Raw genomic sequence first — 23,829 nt, 5'->3', positions numbered from 1 at the left:
AAATGGCCGAGAAAGGTTTAAAAAAGTGGATAATAACCTTTACAGTGATCACGGCTTCATTACTGGAGCTGATTGATACCACCATTGTAAACGTTGCTATACCCCAAATACAAGGTAACCTTGGCGCCACCCTGGAGGATGTTGCCTGGTTATCTACTGGCTACGCTGTAGCTAACGTAATCGTACTGCCTATGTCGGGATGGTTGGGTAGTCGTTTTGGCCGAAAAAACTATTTCCTGTTCTCTATCATTCTTTTTACGATCGCATCTTTCCTTTGTGGAAATGCAACCAACCTCGAAGAGCTGATCCTGTTTCGCATATTACAGGGACTTGCCGGTGGCGGCTTAATTTCTACCGCTCAGGCGATACTAATTGAAACCTGGCCACGAGAAGATGTTGGTATTGCCACAGCTTTGTTTGGACTGGGCGCAGTTGTAGGGCCTACTGTAGGGCCAACAATTGGTGGTTATTTGTTAGAGATCAGTTCGTGGCCGTTAATTTTTTACGTAAACATTCCCGTCGGCATCCTGGCCGCCTACTGTACCTATATGTTTGTTCGAGAGACGCCTAAGGATGGAAAAGGGATGCCGGTAGATTGGTGGGGCATTGCATTACTTGCCATTGCAGTTGGAAGTTTACAAACTGTATTGGAAAAAGGCGAAAGTGAAGACTGGTTTGCCACCCCTTACATTACAGCACTTGCGGTTACATCTGTCCTTGGCTTATTGCTGTTCATTTGGAGGGAGTTGAGTACCGACCACCCTATTGTGAACTTTAAGATTATGCGTCACAGGAGCTTTTCGGTCGGGATGTTTACCTCGTTTATCCTGGGTTTCGGGCTTTATGGATCCGTTTTCGTGTTCCCTGTATTTTGCCAGAATTTACTGGGCTTTTCGCCTCTGCAAACAGGAGAACTGCTGTTCCCGGGTGGTTTATGTACCATTGTAATGATGCCGTTTATTGGGATTTTCCTTAAAAAAGGCATACCGGCTCAGTTTATGGCAACCATTGGGATGTTCCTCTTCTTCGTATTTTGTTCTATGCTCAGTAAATCTACCCTGCAATCAGGAACCAACGATTTCTTTCTTCYWWKKMTGNMKRARMKKWGTWKKTMTKKCTTNYWTTGWTNMKWWSMGSTNRYYRSTWTGGCNNTTYAKKRTTYGNWMMGSTRMYSASWTTGGMCANNNWTCMGGNYTTGAANANSRTGMTGAGANNSRACWWGGMKSYKSMTTKRRYAWCNMTGNATKANACWACTTNNYGRTWCATNTTSGYMWSGSTNYWTYAMCNYASYWWKWTACWTGTNNNTMKYMAKGRWTWTMACCNCWGCNATTTACNYGWWMRTWTTAATGNRYWTWAYMMWGMATTTNNNKATSGNNYYAAWGGMTNTWANTAWWKARWYKYAWRRYCWMWGGMTRTAANNAWKYMRWCGMARRWWCYCTNKMYRWAAMAGYCATNKAMKGYWCMCTTNNAWARCNAKKCANTAYTGNKSWSKYMKRGCNGATRCNTWTTRKGTNKCMRKKCYGMTNSTTKTATSTTCAANNKTYCNMWRWWGWATSTTNNRAAGTTCMRRMAGANWTRYWSWARWYMMRRCAGMCNTTAMRMWAAWCWWAACRGCNSGTTNNKWWAATCTTAACGGCTGTTTTACCCCAAAAAATTAACAATTAAATTGCTTCATTTATTGCGTTTCCGCCCTCAAATCAGCACATAAGTTTAAAAGGATTTGCTTAACCTCTATGGTACTAAGTTAGTTTTTTTTGCAAAAAAATCAAAATTAAATTAATAGTACTTTCGGGTCTTTTTTTTGAATCATTTTTGGTAGCTTAAGCGCGAAAAAATACCCTTTAAATATGATGCAGAAACAACGCGCAAAAGGTCAGAGAGAATCAGTATTTAACAACGAAGTAGTATCCAGATTTGAACTCTATAACAGCCTTTTCCTTACCCTTCCTTTTTACAAGATTAAAGATACCGGCACACTATTGCCATTATTTATAAAATACTGTGAAGATGGTGTAAATAACCATGAGACTCCGGCAGAAATTATTAATGCTTTTTTCAAGAAGTATACGCAAAATAACGGGGCGAAGGACGTGATTGATCTTCTGTTCAGATTTATCCAATACATTGAGCGCCAGGTGGTGTTATTTGATGCAGTTGAAGACGCATCTTTTAACAAACTTAATGCTTCTGATGAGCATAATGCATTGCTTTCTTATCTAAAAAAAGGAATTGATGACAGCTCTTTAAATCAGAAAATAGAAAAACTGATTGAGGAATTCTCTTTAAGACTTGTTTTAACCGCTCACCCAACTCAATTTTATCCTGGAAGCGTATTGTCTATCATCACAGACCTTACCGCCGCCATTAAAATTAACGACATCACCAGCATCCACCTTTTGCTTCAACAGTTAGGCAAAACGCCATTTTTCAATAAAAAATCGCCAACCCCGGTTGATGAAGCGCTCAGTTTAGCTTGGTACCTTGAAAACGTGTTTTATTTTGCAGCAGCAAATATTCAATCGGAAATAGACAAAAGCCTGAACGATTACAGCCTGGACTCTAAAAAGATTATAGAACTAGGGTTTTGGCCAGGCGGCGACAGAGATGGTAATCCTAATGTACATACCGAATCTACCGTGCAGGTATCAAAAATGCTTCGCCAGATCTTATTCAGATGCTATTATCGCGATTTTAGAAACCTAAAAAGACGCATCACCTTTAGAGGTGTTGATGAGCCTATCGCTATAGTTCACGATGTATTGTACAAAAATGCCTTTGATCCGAATATTGAAATGGAAAACATTTCTGACTTTCTGATTGAGCACCTGAATAAAATTAAAAATACACTGATAGATAGCCACGATGGCTTGTTTGCAGATATTGTTTCTGACCTGATCCGTAAGGTCGAGCTTTATGGCAGTCACTTTGCCTCCCTTGATATTAGACAGGACAGCAGGGTTCTAAGAGACGTGCATGCCTATTGCCGACAAAGTAAACCGATCAATTCTATGTTCCCTGAGAACTACGACAGCTTATCGGAAGAAGAAAAAATCAAGACCCTTTCCTTTAAAAGTGCCCGAGTATCGCATAGCGATAAGGCAGATTCATTGGTTCAGGATACGCTTCAAACCATTACTGAAGTGAAACAAATACAGCAAAGCAATGGAGAACTTGCCTGCCACCGATTTATTATCAGTAATTGCCAGCAAGCGAGTGATATTTTACAACTAATAGAGCTTTTCTTATGGAATGGATGGGAAGAAAATGATCTTTCTATTGATTTTGTTCCGCTATTTGAAACAGTTCATGACCTTGCTGATGCGGCTACAATTATGGAAACCTTGTATTCTCATCCGTTTTATAAAAAACATTTGAAGAAAAGAGGGAACAAACAAGACATTATGCTTGGCTTCTCTGACAGCACGAAAGATGGCGGTTATTTAATGGCAAACTGGTCCATTTTTAACGCCAAGGTTGCTTTAACAGAAACGGCAAACAAACACAATATTCAACTGGCATTTTTTGACGGTCGCGGTGGTCCGCCTTCAAGAGGTGGAGGTAAAACGCACCGTTTCTATGCCTCTATGGGTAAAGAGATCGCTAATAAAAACATCCAGCTTACCATTCAGGGACAAACAATCAGTTCTCAGTATGGCTCTATAGACAGTGCCGAATTCAACATTGAACAATTAATAAACGCTGGTATTTCTGCGGGTATTAAAGAAAGACATAATATTTTATTAGATCCTGTTCATAAAAATCTTTTGGATATAATGGCGCAGGAAAGTTATGAATCATTTGTAGCCTTGCGGAAGCACCCATTGTTTTTAAGTTACCTAGAAAAGTTCTCGCCACTTACTTTGTTGTCTAAAATTACCATCAGCAGTAGGCCGGTAAAAAGAAATTCTGGAGGCGCATTAAAACTTGAAGATCTAAGAGCGATAAGCTTTGTTACTGCCTGGAGTCAGCTTAAACAGAATATTCCAGGATTTTATGGTATGGGCACGGCATTGAAAAGCCAGGAAAAAGCAGGAAACTGGGACAAGGTTGTTAAAACCTATCAGGAATCTGGCTACTTTAAAACCATCATAGACAACTGTATGATGTCTATGAGCAAGTCTGACTTTGCTGTTACGGCTCACTTTATAAACGACAAGGAATACGGTGCTTTTTGGAAGATTCTTTTTGATGAATTTACGCTTTCTAAGGAAATGCTTTTAAAGTTAGCGGGTCATGAGACACTAATGGAGAATTACCCTGTAGAGAAGCGCTCTATTGCCGTTAGAGAGAAGATCGTACTGCCTTTGGTGCTCATCCAGCATTACGCATTAGAACAGCTACAGAACGAAATAACAGAGGAAGAAAAACAATCGTATGAGAAGCTTGCCATCAGAACGGTATATGGCATTGTAAATGCCGGACGTAACCTGGCGTAAGGACATAAAAAAGGGGATATTGATATCCCCTTTTTTATTATGTTGCTAAATTAATGCCTGTCAATTGATCCCATTACTTTTTGACCAAATGCGTTTAGCGCATCTTTTTCAACTGCTCCTGCTTTCACGTTCTCATGAACTTCAAGCGCTCCGCATATATTGGTGATCATTTCTCCTGCCACATCAATTTCCTCCTCACTTACCCCTCTGAATTCACAAAAAGCTTCTAAAACTGATAAAGTTGCCTCAAGATTTTCTGGAGTAGTATTTTGGAACAGCTGTCTTATAACCGGAATTTTCATTATTTTATTTTATTAAATAATTCGCTTAATACTTCTGCTTTGTTCGTTTGAACCTGATCTACCAAAGCGCCGCCTTCAAAGGCTGCAAAAGTTGGTAAATTGTCAACGGTTGCCAGTTTACGCGAAGCCGGAAGTTTTTCGGCATCCACAATTAAGAAAGCAACATCTTCGTTTTCAGCAGCTAGTTTCTTAAACTTAGGCTTCATGATTCGGCAATTCCCGCACCAAGATGCAGCATACTGGACCATTACTTTCTTGTTTTCAGCAACATATTGTTGAAGATTATCTTCTGTTAATTCTAAAAACATAATTTTAAATTAATTGATTAGTTAGCGCTTAAATATTCAGCAACGCCAGTTCTGTTTGCATTCATTGCTTCTTTGCCTTCTTCCCAGTTTGCAGGGCAAACTTCGCCATGTTTCTGAACGTGAGCATAAGCATCAATTAAACGTAAATATTCTTTAACATTTCTACCTACTGGCATATCGTTAACACTTTCATGGAAAACTTTACCGGTTTCGTCAATCAAGTAAGTTGCTCTGAAAGTAACGTTTGATCCGGAGAAAATTTCGTTTCCTTCTTCATCATATTCAACCTCTTGCTCAACAATACCTAAAATGTTAGCCAATTGTCTGTGCGTATCAGCTAAAATCGGATAAGTAACACCTTCAATACCACCATTATCTTTTGGAGTGTTTAACCATGCAAAGTGAACTTCGTTTGTATCGCATGAAGCACCAATCACAATTGTATTTCTTTTTTCAAAGTCAGGTAAAGCTGCTTGAAAAGCATGCAATTCTGTTGGACAAACAAAAGTAAAATCCTTTGGATACCAGAATAATAAAACTTTTTTCCCTTTGCTTACTGCTTCTTCAAATACATTGATCTTTAAATCGTCACCCATTTCTGACATCGCATCGATACTAACACTTGGGAATTTTTTTCCTACTATAGCCATAATTATATTTTGTATTTTATTGTTGTTTTTTGATGGTGCAAAGGTAAGCCTATCTGCACTCAAAAACAACCATATTCAAGATATAACAGATACTTAATCTTGATAGGCACATAGACATAATCTATAATACAGAAAAACAAATTAGTTTTTATCTATTTTTGTTTTACCTCAGTATTCGTCCTGTTTTATCAGTATTAACACCAAATGGTTTTAGATATTCATTTACCAGAACGGCAAACTCTCTTCTTGTAATATTTCGCGCAGGGTCGTATTCGGTTTTAAACTTATATACGCTTTTCCAGTTTTTCTTAATCTCTTCTTCTGTATTCTTTGGCGATTTTCCGCCCACATAGCAAACAAGGTTTAGCGTTGCGCCGATAGTCATCTCGGGCGCTATATGTTCATCAAACCAGATCTGCGCTTTATAATAAAACTCCTTAATCGGATCCTTTATTTCTGCTGTTGAAACCGTCCGATCTGATTCAAAATTAGCCACTCCGTTCACTATATCTGCCTTTAAAAATCCCGAAAGACCCAGAAACTGAATCGATTTCCAATTGGTATCAGTTGGCTTAATATCTGAAAATGGCATTAAAGACAACTGGTATTTCATTAGCTCTCCCTGAATTTCCTTTAAAGGGGCCTGAGAGGTTTTGGTTTTGAAAAAAGCAGCATAAGCAGCCACAGCTCCCGCCGCCTGTCCTGCAGCAATGCTTTCAATTCCTGAATTTAGCACGACAAGATTATCCTGTTCAGGAATAAGCAAATCGCTTAGAAAAAGTAAATTTGCAGATGTATTTTCAACCTGCTGCCCCGAGGCAATACTTGTTCTGTAAAGGTTGTTGTTATAAGTAAGGGAATGCCACGACTTATTTACATTTTGCAAAGGAATAGCGGCATTAACCTTTCCTGTTCTATCCGCATTCACCATGGCAATCGCTTTCACTGTTCTGCCGTCACTTAACTGAACACTCCAGCCACTTCCAGATCTTTTTAACTTTATCCAGTTTGCATTTTTTATTATTGTCAGGTTTTTAAGTGTATCTGTCCATGATTTTATAGTGGCGTTGATTTGAGCTTTAGCTGCAGGCTTTAGCCTCTTAATCAAGTCCCCTTCAATTCCGGAAGATAAATTCCCTGAGGCGAGTGCAGCTTCAAAACCTTCTCCCGGTAATAATAGAACTGTTTTAGCGCCAGAAATGCTTGATTGAATGCTTGCTGCCAATGCACCACTCCCGTTACCAATAACCAAAACCCCCGTTTTAATGGTTTGGGCATTCCCCAACTGGAGAAATAATATAGTGGTTAGTACAGTAAAAAATCCCCTTTTCATTTTGTATATTTATTTTACATGTGCAATATCCTTTAAATCAATCTATTTTCAATACAATAGCAATTAAGGACAATTAATTTAACCTATTTTAACAATTTTAGGCCGGTTTGGCAAACTAACATGACACAAACGATCAACGCTGTTTTTAACGCCCAGCAAGCGCATAAATATACGCTTAGGACTAGCAATGCCGCACAAAGAATGAATAAATTAAAGGCATTAAAGCGCGGTATAGAAAAGCATGAGGCTGAGGTATATGCTGCTTTACTGCAGGATCTTCGCAAAAGCCAGTTTGAAGCTGCCGTTACCGAACTGATATTTACTTACGCTGAAATTGATTTTGCGATTAAGAACGTCAGAAATTGGATGAAGCCTAAATACATTGGTAAAACAATAACCAACCTTTTTGCAAAAAACAGGCTGTATTATGAACCAAAAGGCGTCTGTTTGATCATTTCGCCGTGGAACTATCCTTTTCAATTGCTGATGGCGCCTTTAATCTCTGCCATTGCAGCAGGGAATTGCGCCATATTAAAACCCTCAGAGCTTAGCCCAGCAACCAGCTCAGTTATTGCACGGATCATTGGCGAATGCTTTGAGGAACAGGAAATCTGTTGCTTTGAGGGCGATGCCTCGGTATCAACAGCTTTGCTTGAACACCCATTCGACCATATTTTCTTTACAGGAAGCACCGACATTGGAAAAGTAGTGATGGAAGCCGCTGCGAAAAACCTCACTTCTGTAACATTGGAGTTGGGAGGAAAATCCCCTACTGTAATTGATGCTACAGCCAACTTAAAGAATGCAGCAGAAAAGATTGCCTGGGGGAAATTGATGAATGCCGGACAAACTTGTATTGCACCTGATTATGTTTTTATTCCGGAAGAAAAACAAGCTGAATTTATTGGGCATTATAAGGAATCAGTAAACAAAATGTTCTGCAACGGGAACAATACCATCGATCACTCCGTTTATGCTAAAATTATAAACGACAGACATTTTAAAAGATTAACAGGGCTGATTGCTGACGCAACAAATAAAGGCGCCAATGTTGCCTTTGGTGGCGAAACAGACGAGGGAAATAACACCATTAGTCCTACGGTTCTTACGCGAATCAGCGATGATTCAAATATCATGAACGAAGAAATTTTTGGCCCGCTATTGCCGATCATCACCTATAAAAGTTTAGATGAAGTAATTAACCGCATCAACAAAAAGAGCAAACCGCTGGCGTTATATATTTTTAGCGACAGCAAAGAAAACATCCGTCGCATTATAGCAAATACAAGCGCAGGCGGCACCTGTGTTAATGATGTATTAATTCATATATCAAACCCGAAATTGCCTTTCGGGGGTGTAAACGGAAGTGGTATGGGAAGTTGCCATGGGGAATTTGGCTTTAAGTCGTTCAGCCATGAAAGAGCTGTTGTTTTTCAATCTAAGTTAGATATGACCGGAATGATTTATCCTCCTTATCACGGCAAAGACTGGATATTAAAGTGGCTGAAAAAACTAATGTGATTAGCCTACCTTAACAGAAGTCATAGTTAATGAACCGCCAACTGCTTTATCGTTAAATAACGAAACTTCCTCATTATCATTTTTCAAACCAAGAGTATACATTAAGGGCAGATAATGCTCCGGGGTAGGAATGGCGAGCATAGCCTCTCTACCAAGCGTTTGATAATTCATCAACGGATTATGCTCATTGTTTAGAATCAGGCTTTTAAACTTATCGTTCATTTGTAAAGCCCAGTCGTAGCCCCCACCATTTATCATTTCCCAGCTCATCATCCTAAGGTTGTGAACCATATTTCCGCTCCCAAGAATTAAAACCCCCTTCTTTCTTAAAAGTTGCAATTCCCTGGCCAGCTCATAATGATAGTGCGCATCCTTGGTATAGTCAATGCTCAATTGCAATACAGGAATATTTGCCTCTGGGTACATGTGCCTTACAACAGTCCATGCGCCGTGGTCAAGCCCCCAGTCATGATCCAAGCCAACATGAATATGTTGTATAAGTCCTGCTGTTTCAGCAGCAAGCTCCGGATTTCCGGGTGCGGGATAAACTACATCAAAAAGTGCCTGTGGAAACCCGCCAAAATCATGTATCGTTTTAGGGAAATCCATGGCAGTAATGTGGGTGCCTTTGGTAAACCAATGTGCAGAAACCACCAGTACTGCTGTTGGAACCGGTATATTTTGAGCCATAGAAGCCCATTTGTTGCTAAACTCATTACCCTCAATCCCATTCATTGGAGATCCGTGCCCCACAAATAGAACAGGCATAAGGTTTTCCTGAATTGGCAACCCCCTTGTGAATGTTTTGAATTGAGATAAGTTAGTCATAATGGGTAGAAATGATACAGGCCATCTTATCCAGACGGCCTGTAAAATCAATTATTTTGCCTGAACAAATTCCAGGTTTAAGGTTATTTTAACGTCTTTACCTACACCCATTCCTGTTGGATCATATTTGATATTATAATCCAAACGATTGATGGTTGTGTTAGCTGAGAAGCCTGCTTTGGTATTTCCTTGCTGATCTTTAGCTGTTCCGCCGAATACTACATTGAACTTAACATCTTTCGTTACATCACGAATTGTCAATTTTCCACTCAATTCATAGTTATTTCCTTTCAATTTTTTAAATGAAGTACTTTCGAAAGTCATGTACGGAAAAGTTTCAGCATTAAAAAAATCGTCAGATTTTAAGTGCTTATCGCGAGGTTCAACACTTGTAGAAATGCTGTTTACATCAACTGAAAAGCTGATTTTTGCATCAGTTAAATCTTCTTTAGCTGCAGTAACTGCGCCATCAAACTTTTTAAATGATCCATCTACAAATGAGATTCCCATGTGTTTCACTGAGAAATTTATAAATGAGTGCATTGGATCTACCGTCCACTTTGTTTGTGCGAAAGACGCAACACTGATTGAAATTGCAACCAGGAATAAAAATACCTTTTTCATAATTTTTTTGAGTTTAATGTTACAAAAGTACACCTCTGTGTTTTAGCCGACGTTGATGTATGGTAAGAAAGATAATCAATAAAATTGAAGCTTCCCGCATTTCAATAAAGCCATTTTTAACTTACCTTAGCTCCAAAGTAATATTAATGAACAGAATTCTAGCCTCACTACTATGTCTGGGTGTTTTCTCTGCTTTCGCTGCAAAGCCAAAACACCAATACGTTAAAATTAAAACGGATATGGGCGAATGTATAATCATGCTTTACAATGAAACTCCTCAGCACCGGGATAACTTTGTGTCCCTGACTAAAAAGGGTGTTTATGAGGGCTCTTTATTTCATCGGGTTATCAAAAACTTCATGATTCAGGGGGGAGATCCGGATTCAAAAGTTGCAAAACAAGACGAATTGCTGGGAAATGGAACTGTAGGCTATACCATTCCCGCTGAATTTAGAGACAGTTTATTTCATAAAAAAGGTGTGCTTGGGGCTGCGAGAGACGACAATCCCGAAAAGGCATCAAGCGGATCTCAATTCTACATTGTTCAGGGTAAAAAATTTACAGATCAGGGATTAGATTCATTAGAAACGAATCGCCTCCACTTCAAAATACCTGTTTGGCAGAGAGAAATCTATAAAAATCTAGGTGGCACACCACATCTGGACAGAAACTATACTGTTTTTGGAGAGGTGGTTAAGGGCTTAGATATGGTTGATAAAATCGCCGCTGTTTCCAGGGACTCAAACGATCGACCCAACATCGACGTAAAGATGTCTGTTTCAGTTTTGAAAAGACGCGCGGCTAAAAGATTAGAGAAAGAGTTGGCCAAATCGATTAAAAACGATTCATTTACAATTAATTAATCCAGTACCAATATATATTTTATGAAGATTATCTCTTACAATGTTAATGGCATTCGTTCTGCATCAACAAAAAACTTTTTTGGCTGGCTGCAGGCAACTGATGCCGATATGGTTTGCTTGCAGGAAGTTAAGGCCCTGCCTTCTCAAATTCCGGAGATACTTGCACTAATTGAGCAATTAGGATATCATCACTACTGGTTTCCGGCAGAAAAAAAAGGATATAGCGGAGTGGCCATCCTTACCAGAATAAAACCAAATCATGTGGAGTACGGTTGCGGAGAAGAATGGATAGATAAAGAAGGACGTATTTTAAGAGCCGATTTTGACGAGTTCTCTTTAATGAGCCTCTACATGCCATCTGGATCCAGTGGAGACGACAGACAGGTTAAGAAGTACGAATTCATGCGTTTCTTTGATACATATATTAGAGACCTGCGCAAGGAGTATCCTAATTTGATTATTTCAGGCGATTACAACATTTGTCATACCGCCATTGACATCCACAATCCAAAATCAAACGCAAACTCTTCAGGTTTCTTACCGGAAGAGCGTGAATGGATGGAGCTGTTTTTAAACAATGGGTTCATAGATACCTTCAGGCACTTTAATAAAGATCCGCACCACTATACCTGGTGGAGTTTTAGAGCAAATTCAAGAGCTAAGAACCTAGGTTGGCGCATCGATTACCATTTAGCAACCCAGCCTCTTTTAAATAAGCTGAAACACGTTTCAATACTTCCCGACGCAATTCATTCAGATCATTGCCCAGTTCTATTAGAGCTAAATCCCTAAACCATGTCTGCCCTCTTAATAACAGATATTGACACGCTTGTAGGCACTCATCCTAAAAACATTTCTGTTTTAAAGGGTAGTGCTATGAATACTCTGCCTGTTATAACCAATGCCTGGATATTATGTGAGGGGGGATTAATAACTGGTTTTGGCAGTATGAACAACCTACCTGCTGATCTGCCTACATCATTAACCTCCATTTCTGCTAAAGGAGGTTATGTTTTTCCATCTTGGTGCGACTCACATACACACATTGTATTTGCTGCTTCCAGAGAAGAGGAGTTTGTAATGAAGATCAAAGGAAAAGGCTATGAAGAAATAGCGGCTGCAGGAGGGGGTATTTTGAACTCCGCCCGCAAACTTCAGCACGAATCTGAAGATCATCTGTTTGAAAGCGCCTCCACCAGGCTAAACGATATGATTAAGCAGGGAACCGGAGCTGTTGAAATTAAGAGCGGCTACGGGCTAACCTTTGATAGTGAATTAAAAATGCTTAGGGTAATCCGGCGACTTAAAGACGCTTTTAAAATTCCTCTTAGGGCATCGTTCCTTGCCGCTCACACTTTTCCTGAAGACTATAAAAAAGATCATAACGGATATATTAGGCTTATTATAGACCAAATGCTCCCTAGAATAGCTGGCGAAGGCCTGGCAGACTATATGGATGTTTTTTGTGAAAAAGGCTTTTTTTCTGTGGAAGAAACGGATAAACTTTTAGAGGCAGGTGCGAAATATGGATTACCACCTAAAATTCATGCAAACCAATTGTCTGTATCAGGTGGCGTTCAGGTTGGTGTAAAACATCATGCAATTTCTGTGGATCACCTTGAAGCCACCGATGAGGAAGTGGTTAAGTGCTTAAGCGCAAGCAATACAATTGCTACCCTTCTTCCATCTTGTTCTTTATACCTTGGTATTCCTTTTGCAGATGCCCGCAGCCTTATCAATGCGAATGTTCCCGTTGCATTAGCCTCTGATTTTAACCCCGGTTCTACTCCTTCAGGAAATATGAATTTCGTGGTTTCATTAGGTTGTATTAAATTAAAGCTGCTCCCGGAAGAAGCTATTAATGCGGCTACTTTAAATGGAGCCGCAGCAATGCAGTTATCAGATGTTGCAGGAAGCATTGCAATAGGGAAAAAAGCGAACCTTTTCATTACCCGCCCTATGAATTCAATAGCTTACCTGCCTTATAGTTTTGGGCAATCGCAAGTAGAAAAAATCATTTTAAACGGAGAAATAAACTAATGGATGAGCTTAGAATTTATTCGAATAAGGATATTCTAAAATTAGTCAATATCCGCAGCGGAGAAACAAAATTAGGTGAACGCGTGAAGGTCATTTCTACTTTAGAAGATCTGAATACTTCGGAGGCCCGTTTTGTATTACTTGGAATTCCTGAAGATATCGGGGTAAGGGCTAATTACGGTCTGGCAGGGGCATCTACAGCATGGGATCCGGCACTTAAAGCCCTTCTCAATATCCAAAGTAACCGCTTTTTAGATGGGTCGGAATTAACAGTTCTAGGCCATTTTGAGTTTACTGAGCCCCGTAATAATACGATTGAAGCGTTACACAAAAAGGTATCAGAAATAGATAATCAAGTTTACGAATGTGTTCTTAAAATTATAGCTGCCGGCAAAATCCCCATTATAGTTGGCGGAGGGCACAATAATGCCTATCCTATCATTAAAGCGCTGGCCTCAGTCCATAATAGGGCCGTTGACATACTCAATATAGACGCTCATGCCGACTTAAGAGAGCCAAAAGGCAGGCATAGTGGCAACAGCTTCAGCTATGCCTTAAAAGAAGGCTATTTAGCTAAATACGGGGTCTTTGGATTACACCATAATTACAACAATGAAGCAATTCTAAAACAAATAGAACAGAATGAAAAAATACAGGCTGTTTTCTTTGATGACATCTTACTGTCGGAAGCTACAGGGACCCTCTGGAATCAGTTAATCACTGATTTTAGAAATCCTGGCTTAGAAATCGACCTGGATAGTATAGAAAATATATTATCAAGCGCTGCTACACCATCGGGTTTCAGCTTAAATGAGATCAGAAAGCTCATTCTTAGGTCATCAAAACAGTTTGCTTATTTGCACATCTGTGAAGGCGCAAGCGAAATGGCCGATAGAAGAACCAGTTCCTTTACTGGCAAAAGTATTGCCTACCTCATCACTGATTTTCTGAAGTCATATACCTTATGAGGTGTAATACATAGATCCATTTGGACATCATGTTCATTTACATCCTCTATATCATCTCCTGATTCGAAAAAAGAAACCCCCACCTTAAGCGCAGCTAACCCTTGTAGAAACCTGTCATAAAATCCTTTCCCATAACCAACCCTATAGCCTCTTTCATCAAAAGCCAATAATGGAATGATCACCATTTCCACATCCCCCCTATGCAGCTCTCCTTTTTGAGGTTCCAGAATATCATATAGGTTCTTTTCTAAACCATCCCTCCCTGAATAAACATAATTGTGCATTAAGGCCGTTTCAAAATCTGCTTTTGGGACAATAATTTTTATATCAGGATGGTTATTTCTAAGCCAATCGATCAAAAAAAATGTATCTGGTTCATTTTTCTCAACTATGGGTAAAAAAACATGTATTGTCTTTACCCCCGAAAAATCAAGACTTGAAAAATGAGCCAATAATAGGTTACTAAGCGCAGGTATTGCTGAGGGGGAGAGTAATTTTCTCTGGTTCAATGCTAATTTCCTAAGTTCTGCCTTTTTCATTTAAACAAATATAAAAAAAGATGGCTTCGGGAACCACTCCGAAGCCACAATCAACCTAAACCTAAAACTAAACTATGAAAATTCTTATTTTACTCTTTCTACGTAATCGCCAGTACGTGTATCTATCTTAACTTTATCGCCTTGATTGATAAACATCGGCACTTTTATTTCCACTCCGGTCTCTACTGTTGCATATTTTAATGCGTTTGTAGAGGTATCGCCTTTAACTGCGGGCTCAGAGTACGTTATTTCTAATTCAACATGTGAAGGTGTTTGTGCCATAATAGGCTCGTCACTTTCAAATGCAATGATTACATTCATTCCCTCTTTCAAAAAGCGAAGGCTTTTACCAAATAACACCTTTGGTATATTAAATTGTTCGTAAGTAGTATTATCCATTACTACTAGTGCTTCACCATCTTCATACAAGTATTGGTAATCGTTGGTTTCAACACGGCAAATCTCAACATCTTCATCAACACGGAACCTATATTCTACAAGTTTCCCTGTTTTTACGTTCCTCATTCTTGCTTGATAAAAAGCGCGTAAGTTACCTGGTGTCCGGTGTAGAAACTCTTCTACTTGCACTAATTCTCCGTTAAAACGAAGGATATTACCATTTTTTACTTCTGATGCTTTTGCCATTTTATTCTGAAATTTTGCCTAAACCACCGGCTCTTTTTCGTGCCGCAAAGGTATAAACTATTTATTAATTCTACAATAGTAATTTAAAAATATTTTTTTATCGTTCTTTAATGCCTAAATCGACCGCATTTGCACTTATCACAAATATAATTTTTGTTATTTATAATCCGTTATTTGAACGAAATGGTTACAAAACGAATACTCAGCTTCCTGATTTGAGCCAACGATTACAAGCCTGTCAGCTGTAAAACGTGCTATCAGCTCATGATACCATACAACGCCTTGCTTATCTAAGTTTGAGGTTGGCTCATCCAATAAAAGTATTGGCGTATCTGTACAGCATGCCAGAACAAGCTTGGTTCGCTGTTTCATTCCAGACGAGAAGTGTTTTAGTGCCTTGTCTTGCGATTTCTTTAGTCCAAGCAACTCCAAGACCATCTCTTCATCAAAACCCTTCTGCGGCGCCTTAAACTTGAAATGGAAATCGATGGTTTCCTGTAGCGTAAACTCTTCGATCAAATCTAAATACGGTGCTGCAAAACTAATGTATTCATAGATCTGCTCTACCGGTATATTCTTTTGATTATTGTAGGTTACAACGCCCTCCGATGGAGATAAATTTCCCAATACAACACTCAAAAGTGTCGATTTTCCAGAGCCATTTGGGCCTAAGATTGCGTATTTGCCGCCAGAATTAAATTGATAATTTATTCCCTTAAAAATCCATTCCTGGTTAAATCTTCGCCCAATGTCCTCTAAAGTAATTGTCATTGATTGATCAATTAGCTTCCAGAACCAAAGCCCTTCATCACACCCCTGTTTGAGTTTCTAATAAAATCAACTATTTCATCGCGAATTTCTGTTGGCTTAAATTCTGCTTCAATCATATCCAACGCTTTAGTAACGTTGTTATGTTTCACAAATAAAACCCTATAAATCTCCTGTATCTCGTTAATCTTTTCAGAAGAAAAGCCTCTTCTTCTCAAACCTACTGAGTTAATTCCTGCATAAGAAAGCGGCTCTCTTGCTGCCTTAACGTAAGGCGGAACATCTTTTCTTACCAGGGAACCGCCGGTAACGAAAGCATGGGCACCAACTTTTACAAATTGATGGATAGCCACAAGTCCTGCAAGTACTACATAATTACCAATGGTAATATGGCCTGCCAAGGTGGTGCTATTCGAAAAAATGCAATAATCTCCAACTTCACAGTCATGAGCGATGTGAGAATATGCCTGTATAAGGCAATTACTTCCTATTACCGTTTTCCATTTGTCTTTTGTTCCTCTGTTTATAGTAACACACTCTCTAATGGTGGTATTGTCTCCAATCTCAGCCGTGGTCACCTCGCCAGCAAACTTTAAATCCTGAGGCACACCGGAAATGACTGAGCCCGGAAAAACGCGGCAGTTCTTTCCAATACGCGCCCCATCCATAATGACTACGTTAGAACCTATCCAGGTTCCCTCACCAATCTCTACGTCCTTATGTATCACTGCAAAGGGCTCTATTACCACATTATCGGCAATTTTTGCCTGAGGGTGTATATACGCTAGGGGTTGTATCATGCTACTGGTTCGCTATCTTTTACTTTTACAATTTGTGCCATCATCTCTGCTTCCACAACTACCTTGCCTCCCACCATTCCGACGCCTTTCATCTGGGCAATTCCCCTTCTGATTGGTTCCATCAAATCGCATCTGAAAACAATAGTATCGCCTGGCGATACTTGAGCCCTAAAGCGTACATTATCTATTTTTAAGAACAAGGTAAGGTAATTTCTTGGATCAGGCACTGTGCTCAAAACCAAAATACCTCCGGTCTGTGCCATTGCCTCAATTTGAATTACTCCAGGGAACACTGGTGCTCCAGGGAAATGTCCTTTAAAAAACTCTTCATTCATGGTAACATTCTTAACGCCAACAACGTGTGTCTTAGAAAGTTCCAATATTTTATCAATAAACAGGAAAGGTTGTCTGTGAGGTAAAATATCCATGATCTGAACCACGTCGTAAAGTGGTTTTACCGATGGGTCATAAACGTGCTGTACCTTTTTGTTTTTTTCTTTTTTGATTGCCGCCTTAATCTTTTTTGCAAAGGCAACATTTGCTGCATGACCTGGGCGGGCAGCCATAATATGACCCTTTAAATGTACCCCAACAAGCGCAAGGTCACCTATCATGTCCAATAACTTATGGCGGGCAGGCTCATTTTGATACCTTAATTCCATGTTATTCAAGATTCCCTGAGGTGCAACCTCTATGGCCTTTCTATTAAAAATAGTGGCTAAATGGTCAAGTTCTTCTTTAGTAACCTCTTTATCTACAATAACTATGGCATTATTTAAATCACCTCCTTTAATCAGGTTATTTTGTAGTTGATATTCAAGTTCATGTAAAAAGCAAAAAGTTCTGCACGATGCAATTTCTTTTCTGAATTCTGCAATACTTGAAATACCTGCATGCTGACTTCCCAGAACAGGCGAATTATAGTCTATCATACAGGTAAACCTATAGTCGTCAAGCGGCATTGCTACAATCTCAACTTTTCTATCCGGTTCTGTATAAGTTATATTATGTGGTATTTGAAAGTACTCACGATCGATCTCTTGTTGTTGTATGCCGGCGGCCTCCAGTGCTTCTAAGAATAGAATTGCACTGCCATCCATAATTGGCGTTTCAGGACCATCCACTTTCATAAGCACATTATCCAGATCCATACCTACAAGCGAAGCCATTACATGTTCAACGGTACTTACACTTGCTCCATTCTGGGAAATAGTAGTTCCCCTGGCAGTGTCAGTAACATTATCACAATCTGCATCAACGATTGGCGCTCCTGGTAAATCTATTCTTTGAAATTTAAATCCATGATTTTCAGGTGCGGGACAAAAAGTTAATGTAACATTTGCTCCGGTATGCAGGCCTACCCCTTTTACGGAAACTTCGCTCTTAATGGTCTTTTGCTTAACGTTCATTATTTATCTTGTATTGTACTGTTTTGCTCAATTAACGCTTTTAATTGTGCGATAGTTGTTTCTAAGGCTGCTATTCTTTTTTCAACAGCAGGCAATTGTTTAAATATTACAGATGCGCGCATCCAATCTCTTAATGGCTGAGCAGGGCTGCCATGCCATTGTTTATTCTCTTCTGTTGTACTAAAGTTAATGCCAGCCTGTGCGCCAATCTGTGTTCCCTTGGCTAATGACAGGTGCCCCGCAATACCAACTTGTCCTCCAACAACGGATTTTTCACCCAATTTCGTACTTCCCGAAATTCCGGTTTGTGCGGCAACAACACTGTGTTCACCAACGTCAACATTGTGGGCAATTTGGATCAGATTATCCAATTTAACCCCTTTTCTGATGAAAGTAGATCCCATTGTTGCCCTATCGATAGTAGTATTTGCCCCAATCTCAACATCATCTTCAATAACCACATTGCCAATTTGGGCAATTTTTGAATAGGTTCCGTCGGCCTGCGGCGCAAAACCAAAGCCATCGCTTCCTACTACCGTGTTTGCATGTATAAAAACTCTATCCCCGATAACTGATCTGTTATAAATCTTTACTCCCGGAAAAAGTGTACATCCCGTTCCAATTTTGGTATCAGGGCCCACATAAACCTGAGCAAGTATTTTCGAGTTATCTCCTATTTCTACGTTTTCTGCGATATAAGAAAAGGCTGCTATAAAGACATTCTTGCCCAATTTTGCAGTTGGATGAACAAAGGATGGCTGCTCAATTCCTGATGAGTCATTAACCTGACTGATCACTTCATTGTACCTGTCTAACAACACAGAAAATGCGCTGTAAGGATCTGCAACCTTAATTAAGGTGCTTTTTACGGCCTGCGCAGGCAAAAAATCTTGACTAACAATAACTACAGAGGCATTGGTAGAATATAAATAGTTCTCGTATTTCGGATTGGACAAAAAGCATAAAGATCCCGGCTTGCCATCTTCTATTTTAGAAAGCTCTTCGACTTTTACATTTTCGTCGCCCTCAATGGTGCCATTTATAAATTCGCTTATCTGCTTGGCAGTAAATTGCATTTTACAAAGTTATATGTTAAATTGATATGAACAAATAAACCTATTTAGGTTATTATAATTCCATCTTAGATTAAGAAACTAAAAACGGGATTAAAAATTAATTATTTTGTTAAAATATGCTAAATAATTCTCGGGTAGCAAAGTATGTGCTTTTTCACTGTTTTGTCTAAAGATTCTAAGTTAGATAAATCTGATGCTTTTGCAATATCAATTATGATATTGTTTTTTAATAGGATATTAATATTGCTGTTGCCGGCATCATATGCCCTGTTTCTTATTACATCTGTAAAAACAAAATAGGACACTTCATCATTATTAAGTTTTAGAAATTCTGCTGTATTCTCCTTAAGCACAGCTACTCTGTTTTCATCTGGGGCATCATTTGTAATTTCAACTTTATAAAGATTCCTATTGGTAAGCATTTTACACAATTGGGCCAATATCCTGTCCGGATGGTCACACCAAACTTTAATGGAAGCAAAAATGTCCTGATCATCAAGTTGGACGAACATAGATAAATGAATCTCTTCAGAAAAGAAACTTGTCTCCGTAACGTCATTTATTAAAAAATGTTGAAGTGCGGGTGTTGCAAAAAGAGCTTCTCCCCGAACAGCAAGTTCCTTAGCGCGTTTCAAAATTTTCACCAGCACCATTTCTCCTGCAATAACCGTTTTATGTAAATAAACCTGCCAATACATCAGTCGTCTCGAAATCAAAAAGTTCTCTATCGAATAAATGCCCTTTTCTTCAATTACCAGGTTATCATCCAGCACGTTAAACATCTTAATGATGCGGTCAAAACTAATTACGCCTTCACTTACTCCGGTAAAAAAGCTATCCCGGTTCAGGTAATCCATTCTATCTAGATCCAACTGACCGGAAACGAGTTGAGCCAGAAAGGTCTTATGGTATTTTCCTTTAAAAATATCAATTGCCGGAGTTAATCTTCCGCCAAACTCTGCGTTAAGCTTTTCCATAATGAGCATGGAAATGTCTTCGTGCTTTATGCCGTTAACCAACGAATACTCAAGCGCATGCGAAAAAGGTCCATGTCCGATGTCATGTAGTAAGATTGCAATTGTGGCAGCCTCTTCTTCCTCCTTATTAATCTCGTGCCCTTTGCTTCTTAAAATTTCGATAGCCAATCCCATCAGATGCATTGCCCCTAAAGCATGGTGAAATCGGGTATGCAATGCACCCGGATACACCAAATGGGTCATCCCCAATTGCTTTATATACCTCAGCCTTTGAAAATAAGGATGAGAGATGAGATCAAATACTATTTCTGAAGGAATATTTATGAAACCATAAACAGGATCATTTATTATTTTCTTTTTGTTCAATCCTAAAAAATAAATTATACGGTACAAAAATTGCTATTTTTATCCATAGTAAGAAAGACGCAGTCTCTTTTTGACAAATTAATTCACATTATATAAATACAATAATGCAGGAAACCAAGATTCTATGGGCCGACGATGAGATAAACTTATTAAAACCACATATATTACTGTTAAACGAAAAAGGATATCATGTTACCACATACACCAACGGTAACGATGCCCTTGAAGCGTTTGGTAAAGAACACTTTGACCTGGTTTTTCTTGACGAAAACATGCCTGGCATGAGTGGTCTGGAAACACTTACCGCAATAAAAAACATCAGAAATGATGTCCCGGTTGTACTAATTACCAAAAGCGAAGAAGAAAACCTGATGGAAGATGCCATTGGATCTAAAATAGATGACTACCTTATTAAGCCTGTTAACCCGAAGCAGGTTTTATTAACCATAAAGAAAATAATAGACAATAAACGCCTTGTAAGCGAAAGAACTTCTATGGCCTATCAACAGGACTTCAGACGCTTGGGAATGACTTTAAATGATAAGTTAAGCTATGAAGAGTGGGTAGATGTTTATAAAAAATTAGTTTTTTGGGAACTAGAGCTGGAGAAACTTGATGACCCGCAAATGCACGAGATTCTGACAATGCAAAAGTCAGAGGCAAACATGCAGTTCTCAAAATTCATTGAAGACCATTACTTAGGCTGGGTCAATGGTAAAGGCAAAGCACCGTTGCTTTCAAACGAGTTATTAAAGAAAAAGGCTTTCCCTTTAATTAATAACAACGTTCCTGTCTTTTTTATCCTTATTGATAATTTAAGGTACGATCAATGGCGGATCATTAATCCCCTGATTACGGAATATTTCCGTTTGGACGAGGAAGATACGTATTCAAGTATCTTACCTACAGCAACCCAATATGCACGTAATTCCATATTTTCCGGGCTAATGCCTCTGGAGATGGAAAAACGCTTTCCTGGATTATGGCAAAACGACGATGATGAAGGCGGAAAAAACATGCACGAAGGCGCCTTTTTGGCAGATCAGATTAAGCGAAGCTTGCGTAAAGATTGTAAATTCAGCTACAACAAGATATTAACTTACGACGATGGGAAGGCCCTTAATGAGCAAGTCAACAATTTACTGCAAAACGAGTTTAACGCTATTGTATATAACTTTGTTGATATGCTATCGCATGCCAGAACAGACATGCAGATGATTCGTGAGCTGGCTAACGATGACGCCGCCTACCGTTCACTAACCCTCTCATGGTTTGAGCATTCTCCATTAATGGATCTTTTGAAAAAAATATCTCAGAAGAATGTTAAGCTGATCATTACTACAGACCACGGAACAATAAGGGTGAAACATCCAAGCAAAGTTATTGGCGATAGAAATACCAATACGAATCTTCGATACAAGCAAGGGCGTAACCTTAATTTTAATGCAAAAGAGGTTTTCCTTATTAAAAACCCTCATGAGGCCCAGTTGCCAAAAATTAATATCAGCTCCAATTATATCTTTGCAAAAGAAGACCGTTATTTTGTTTACCAAAACAACTATAACCAATTCGTAAATTATTACAATGAAACCTTCCAGCATGGAGGTATTTCATTAGAAGAGATGATTATACCAATTGCCACATACAGTTCAAGATAGTAATGAATATTAATGTAAACAGCTTATCTGATTTAGATCAAGCCGCTATTGCCCTGTTAAATTTTGCCGGAACTGAAAAAATATTTGTTTTTGAAGGAGACATGGGGACTGGAAAAACAACTTTTATTAAGGTCATAGCCAAGGCTCTTGGCGTAAAAGAACTGGTTTCCAGTCCAACCTTTTCCATTGTAAACGAATACGAGGGAAAAGGCAATACCTTTTATCATTTTGATTTCTATCGTATTAAAAACCTCCAGGAGGCATACGATATTGGCTACGAAGAGTATTTTTTTTCAGGAAACACCTGCTTTATTGAATGGCCTGAAAAAGTTGAAGAACTTTTGCCGGAGCACTATATTAAAGTCGAGATCAAAATGTTAAGTGAAAACGAGAGGATACTCTCGATCAATAAAATATAAAATGGCAAACCCTGATTTTTAGGTTATTTTTCTTAATTTCAAGCTAAAATATCACATAAACAAATATGGCTACAGGATTACGCGAAGGTATGGCCTCAATTGCTCAAAAAGGGCTTCTACAACCCAAAGAGACAATGTCAGAAACCAGTCAGAAAAGCAATAGTTTGTATATTGGCATTCCAAAAGAAATCTCATTCCAGGAAAACCGAATTGCACTGACTCCTTTATCTGTTGCTCTCTTGGTTAACAATGGGCATAAAGTTATAATTGAAACCGGCGCTGGCGTTGGTTCAAATTTTTCTGATAACGACTATAGCGAACAGGGTGCGATCATCTCTTTTAATAAAAAAGATGTATTTAATGCTGATATACTGGTTAAAATAGCCCCGCCCACTTTAGAAGAGGTTGCCCTCATGCACAAAGGGCAGACTTTAATATCGGCGCTTCAAATGGGCGGACTAAAAGAAACCTATCTAAAAGCACTTCTTAATAAGAAAATCAATGCCATTTGCTTTGAAAACCTTAGAGATGAAGGAAATATTCTAAGCGTAGTGCGTGCAATGAGTGAAATTGTTGGAGCAACCTCTATTTTCATCGCCGCAGAATACCTCAGCAATGTAACAGGAGGAAAAGGACTGATGCTTGGAGGTTTTACGGGCGTTCCACCAACCGAGATTGTAATTCTTGGCGCAGGAACCGTTGGAGAATATGCCGCGCGTACAGCCCTTGCGCTAGGCGCGGAGGTAAAAGTATTCGACAGCTCCATCTATCGCTTAAGGCGCCTTCAAAATAACCTGGGGAGCCGTGTATTCACCTCTGTAATGCAGCCAATAGTTCTTGGCAAAGCAATTACTACCTGCGATGTTGTCATTGGAGCCATCAGAGCAACCCACGGAAGAAGCCCATGCATTGTAATGGAGGAAACCGTAACCCGAATGAAACCCAATTCTGTTGTAATAGATGTAAGCATAGACCAGGGCGGTTGTTTCGAAACTTCTGAGGTCACCAATCATAAGGATCCTGTGTTTAGGAAACATGATGTAATACACTATTGCGTTCCCAATATTGCTTCAAGGGTACCTCGCACTGCATCTTATGCCCTCACAAATATATTTACACCAATTCTTGTAGATATAGGTGATATGGGAGGATTAATGAATGTGGTTTGGAGCAAGCCCGGCATCAGAGAAGCGCTATACATTTATCAGGGGCATCTAACGAACAAAGACCTCGCTAACATGTATAATCTTCCATACAAGGACATTGAGCTGCTTGTAGTCTCAAATCAATAGTTCCTGG

Annotated in this window: 22 protein-coding genes and 1 pseudogene; 10 read left to right on the top strand and 13 right to left on the bottom strand. The window is 39.2% G+C overall.

The features are described from left to right. The first annotated feature begins 2 nt into the window (after positions 1 to 2). Positions 3 to 1,199, top strand: a pseudogene (locus tag N824_RS26815) (DHA2 family efflux MFS transporter permease subunit). Positions 1,200 to 1,847: 648 nt separating this feature from the next. Then, on the top strand, positions 1,848 to 4,436 hold the full coding sequence (locus N824_RS26810; RefSeq protein ID WP_048908166.1) for a phosphoenolpyruvate carboxylase: 2,589 nt from the start codon (positions 1,848 to 1,850) through the stop codon (positions 4,434 to 4,436). A gap of 50 nt (positions 4,437 to 4,486) precedes the next feature. Here N824_RS26810 and N824_RS26805 read toward each other — a convergent pair whose 3' ends face one another. The 4 genes from N824_RS26805 to N824_RS26790 all read right to left on the bottom strand — a co-directional run bounded on the left by N824_RS26805 (position 4,487) and on the right by N824_RS26790 (position 7,029). Beyond that, complete coding sequence (locus N824_RS26805; protein WP_048908165.1) at positions 4,487 to 4,738, bottom strand: hypothetical protein; 252 nt, start codon at positions 4,736 to 4,738, stop codon at positions 4,487 to 4,489. Further along, complete coding sequence (locus tag N824_RS26800) at positions 4,738 to 5,046, bottom strand: co-chaperone YbbN (RefSeq protein WP_048908164.1); 309 nt, start codon at positions 5,044 to 5,046, stop codon at positions 4,738 to 4,740. The genes N824_RS26805 and N824_RS26800 overlap by 1 nt, the downstream gene beginning before the upstream one ends. 17 nt (positions 5,047 to 5,063) lie before the next feature. Then, the gene (locus N824_RS26795) at positions 5,064 to 5,759 is read right to left on the bottom strand and encodes a peroxiredoxin (RefSeq protein WP_235207324.1); all 696 of its coding nucleotides are present in this window, start codon (positions 5,757 to 5,759) and stop codon (positions 5,064 to 5,066) included. A gap of 100 nt (positions 5,760 to 5,859) precedes the next feature. Next, positions 5,860 to 7,029, bottom strand: a complete 1,170-nt coding sequence (locus N824_RS26790) for a hypothetical protein (protein WP_048908163.1) — start codon at positions 7,027 to 7,029, stop codon at positions 5,860 to 5,862. 120 nt (positions 7,030 to 7,149) lie between these two features. Here N824_RS26790 and N824_RS26785 point away from each other — a divergent pair, with 120 nt between their 5' ends. Further along, positions 7,150 to 8,550: an aldehyde dehydrogenase family protein gene (locus N824_RS26785; protein WP_084498470.1), complete on the top strand. Its 1,401-nt coding sequence runs from the start codon at positions 7,150 to 7,152 to the stop codon at positions 8,548 to 8,550. On the opposite strand, the gene ygiD is transcribed toward N824_RS26785, so the two are convergent. Beyond that, positions 8,551 to 9,378, bottom strand: coding sequence for a 4,5-DOPA dioxygenase extradiol (gene ygiD, locus N824_RS26780; protein WP_048908365.1), 828 nt, complete (start codon positions 9,376 to 9,378; stop codon positions 8,551 to 8,553). It lies immediately after the preceding gene. A 51-nt stretch (positions 9,379 to 9,429) separates the two neighbouring features. Then, positions 9,430 to 10,002, bottom strand: a complete 573-nt coding sequence (locus N824_RS26775; protein WP_048908161.1) for a YceI family protein — start codon at positions 10,000 to 10,002, stop codon at positions 9,430 to 9,432. A 146-nt stretch (positions 10,003 to 10,148) separates the two neighbouring features. Between N824_RS26775 and N824_RS26770 the strand changes: the two genes are divergently transcribed. From N824_RS26770 to N824_RS26755, 4 genes are read left to right on the top strand one after another with little or no spacing between them, the layout of a single operon-like run. After that, positions 10,149 to 10,865, top strand: coding sequence for a peptidylprolyl isomerase (locus N824_RS26770; RefSeq protein WP_048908364.1), 717 nt, complete (start codon positions 10,149 to 10,151; stop codon positions 10,863 to 10,865). Positions 10,866 to 10,886: 21 nt separating this feature from the next. Then, positions 10,887 to 11,657, top strand: a complete 771-nt coding sequence (locus tag N824_RS26765; protein ID WP_048908160.1) for an exodeoxyribonuclease III — start codon at positions 10,887 to 10,889, stop codon at positions 11,655 to 11,657. A gap of 3 nt (positions 11,658 to 11,660) precedes the next feature. Further along, on the top strand, positions 11,661 to 12,905 hold the full coding sequence (hutI, locus tag N824_RS26760; RefSeq protein WP_048908159.1) for an imidazolonepropionase: 1,245 nt from the start codon (positions 11,661 to 11,663) through the stop codon (positions 12,903 to 12,905). Next, positions 12,905 to 13,873, top strand: a complete 969-nt coding sequence (locus tag N824_RS26755; protein WP_048908158.1) for a formimidoylglutamase — start codon at positions 12,905 to 12,907, stop codon at positions 13,871 to 13,873. Before hutI ends, N824_RS26755 begins: the two co-directional genes overlap by 1 nt. On the opposite strand, the gene N824_RS26750 is transcribed toward N824_RS26755, so the two are convergent. From N824_RS26750 to N824_RS26720, 7 genes are all read right to left on the bottom strand, one after another. Further along, on the bottom strand, positions 13,834 to 14,412 hold the full coding sequence (locus tag N824_RS26750; protein ID WP_048908157.1) for a 5-formyltetrahydrofolate cyclo-ligase: 579 nt from the start codon (positions 14,410 to 14,412) through the stop codon (positions 13,834 to 13,836). The two genes, N824_RS26755 and N824_RS26750, sit on opposite strands and share 40 nt — an antisense overlap. 84 nt (positions 14,413 to 14,496) lie before the next feature. Further along, positions 14,497 to 15,057 (bottom strand): elongation factor P, encoded by a 561-nt coding sequence (gene efp, locus N824_RS26745; RefSeq protein ID WP_048908156.1) that lies wholly within the window; start codon positions 15,055 to 15,057, stop codon positions 14,497 to 14,499. A 156-nt stretch (positions 15,058 to 15,213) separates the two neighbouring features. Continuing rightward, the gene (locus N824_RS26740; protein WP_048908155.1) at positions 15,214 to 15,828 is read right to left on the bottom strand and encodes an ABC transporter ATP-binding protein; all 615 of its coding nucleotides are present in this window, start codon (positions 15,826 to 15,828) and stop codon (positions 15,214 to 15,216) included. An 11-nt stretch (positions 15,829 to 15,839) separates the two neighbouring features. After that, on the bottom strand, positions 15,840 to 16,625 hold the full coding sequence (gene lpxA / locus N824_RS26735) for an acyl-ACP--UDP-N-acetylglucosamine O-acyltransferase (protein ID WP_048908154.1): 786 nt from the start codon (positions 16,623 to 16,625) through the stop codon (positions 15,840 to 15,842). After that, positions 16,622 to 18,034 (bottom strand): bifunctional UDP-3-O-[3-hydroxymyristoyl] N-acetylglucosamine deacetylase/3-hydroxyacyl-ACP dehydratase, encoded by a 1,413-nt coding sequence (locus N824_RS26730; protein WP_048908153.1) that lies wholly within the window; start codon positions 18,032 to 18,034, stop codon positions 16,622 to 16,624. The genes lpxA and N824_RS26730 overlap by 4 nt, the downstream gene beginning before the upstream one ends. After that, positions 18,034 to 19,110: a UDP-3-O-(3-hydroxymyristoyl)glucosamine N-acyltransferase gene (gene lpxD, locus N824_RS26725; RefSeq protein WP_048908152.1), complete on the bottom strand. Its 1,077-nt coding sequence runs from the start codon at positions 19,108 to 19,110 to the stop codon at positions 18,034 to 18,036. Before lpxD ends, N824_RS26730 begins: the two co-directional genes overlap by 1 nt. A gap of 119 nt (positions 19,111 to 19,229) precedes the next feature. Beyond that, positions 19,230 to 20,453: an HD domain-containing protein gene (locus N824_RS26720; RefSeq protein WP_048908151.1), complete on the bottom strand. Its 1,224-nt coding sequence runs from the start codon at positions 20,451 to 20,453 to the stop codon at positions 19,230 to 19,232. A 104-nt stretch (positions 20,454 to 20,557) separates the two neighbouring features. On the opposite strand from N824_RS26720, the gene N824_RS26715 reads away from it, so the two are divergent. The 3 genes from N824_RS26715 (at position 20,558) to N824_RS26705 (ending at position 23,822) form a co-directional block, all read left to right on the top strand. Further along, complete coding sequence (locus N824_RS26715; RefSeq protein WP_048908150.1) at positions 20,558 to 22,111, top strand: bifunctional response regulator/alkaline phosphatase family protein; 1,554 nt, start codon at positions 20,558 to 20,560, stop codon at positions 22,109 to 22,111. Positions 22,112 to 22,113: 2 nt separating this feature from the next. Beyond that, a complete protein-coding gene (gene tsaE / locus N824_RS26710) occupies positions 22,114 to 22,530 on the top strand; it encodes a tRNA (adenosine(37)-N6)-threonylcarbamoyltransferase complex ATPase subunit type 1 TsaE (RefSeq protein WP_048908149.1) in 417 nt (138 codons plus the stop codon). Positions 22,531 to 22,595: 65 nt separating this feature from the next. Further along, positions 22,596 to 23,822, top strand: coding sequence for an alanine dehydrogenase (locus tag N824_RS26705; RefSeq protein ID WP_048908148.1), 1,227 nt, complete (start codon positions 22,596 to 22,598; stop codon positions 23,820 to 23,822). The last annotated feature ends 7 nt before the right edge of the window (positions 23,823 to 23,829 follow it).

It is taken from the genome of Pedobacter sp. V48 (assembly GCF_000523515.1).
Classification (GTDB): domain Bacteria; phylum Bacteroidota; class Bacteroidia; order Sphingobacteriales; family Sphingobacteriaceae; genus Pedobacter.
This window is presented reverse-complemented; position numbering and strand designations above follow the sequence as displayed.

Excerpts from the sequence above, each read along its gene's own strand:
- N824_RS26810 (WP_048908166.1), top strand. The coding sequence starts at position 1,848 with ATGATGCAGAAACAACGCGCAAAAGGTCAGAGAGAATCAGTATTTAAC.
- N824_RS26805 (WP_048908165.1), bottom strand. The coding sequence starts at position 4,738 with ATGAAAATTCCGGTTATAAGACAGCTGTTCCAAAATACTACTCCAGAA.
- N824_RS26800 (WP_048908164.1), bottom strand. The coding sequence starts at position 5,046 with ATGTTTTTAGAATTAACAGAAGATAATCTTCAACAATATGTTGCTGAA.
- N824_RS26790 (WP_048908163.1), bottom strand. The coding sequence starts at position 7,029 with ATGAAAAGGGGATTTTTTACTGTACTAACCACTATATTATTTCTCCAG.
- N824_RS26785 (WP_084498470.1), top strand. The coding sequence starts at position 7,150 with ATGACACAAACGATCAACGCTGTTTTTAACGCCCAGCAAGCGCATAAA.
- ygiD (WP_048908365.1), bottom strand. The coding sequence starts at position 9,378 with ATGACTAACTTATCTCAATTCAAAACATTCACAAGGGGGTTGCCAATT.
- N824_RS26775 (WP_048908161.1), bottom strand. The coding sequence starts at position 10,002 with ATGAAAAAGGTATTTTTATTCCTGGTTGCAATTTCAATCAGTGTTGCG.
- N824_RS26770 (WP_048908364.1), top strand. The coding sequence starts at position 10,149 with ATGAACAGAATTCTAGCCTCACTACTATGTCTGGGTGTTTTCTCTGCT.
- N824_RS26765 (WP_048908160.1), top strand. The coding sequence starts at position 10,887 with ATGAAGATTATCTCTTACAATGTTAATGGCATTCGTTCTGCATCAACA.
- hutI (WP_048908159.1), top strand. The coding sequence starts at position 11,661 with ATGTCTGCCCTCTTAATAACAGATATTGACACGCTTGTAGGCACTCAT.
- N824_RS26755 (WP_048908158.1), top strand. The coding sequence starts at position 12,905 with ATGGATGAGCTTAGAATTTATTCGAATAAGGATATTCTAAAATTAGTC.
- N824_RS26750 (WP_048908157.1), bottom strand. The coding sequence starts at position 14,412 with ATGAAAAAGGCAGAACTTAGGAAATTAGCATTGAACCAGAGAAAATTA.
- efp (WP_048908156.1), bottom strand. The coding sequence starts at position 15,057 with ATGGCAAAAGCATCAGAAGTAAAAAATGGTAATATCCTTCGTTTTAAC.
- N824_RS26740 (WP_048908155.1), bottom strand. The coding sequence starts at position 15,828 with ATGACAATTACTTTAGAGGACATTGGGCGAAGATTTAACCAGGAATGG.
- lpxA (WP_048908154.1), bottom strand. The coding sequence starts at position 16,625 with ATGATACAACCCCTAGCGTATATACACCCTCAGGCAAAAATTGCCGAT.
- N824_RS26730 (WP_048908153.1), bottom strand. The coding sequence starts at position 18,034 with ATGAACGTTAAGCAAAAGACCATTAAGAGCGAAGTTTCCGTAAAAGGG.
- lpxD (WP_048908152.1), bottom strand. The coding sequence starts at position 19,110 with ATGCAATTTACTGCCAAGCAGATAAGCGAATTTATAAATGGCACCATT.
- N824_RS26715 (WP_048908150.1), top strand. The coding sequence starts at position 20,558 with ATGCAGGAAACCAAGATTCTATGGGCCGACGATGAGATAAACTTATTA.
- tsaE (WP_048908149.1), top strand. The coding sequence starts at position 22,114 with ATGAATATTAATGTAAACAGCTTATCTGATTTAGATCAAGCCGCTATT.
- N824_RS26705 (WP_048908148.1), top strand. The coding sequence starts at position 22,596 with ATGGCTACAGGATTACGCGAAGGTATGGCCTCAATTGCTCAAAAAGGG.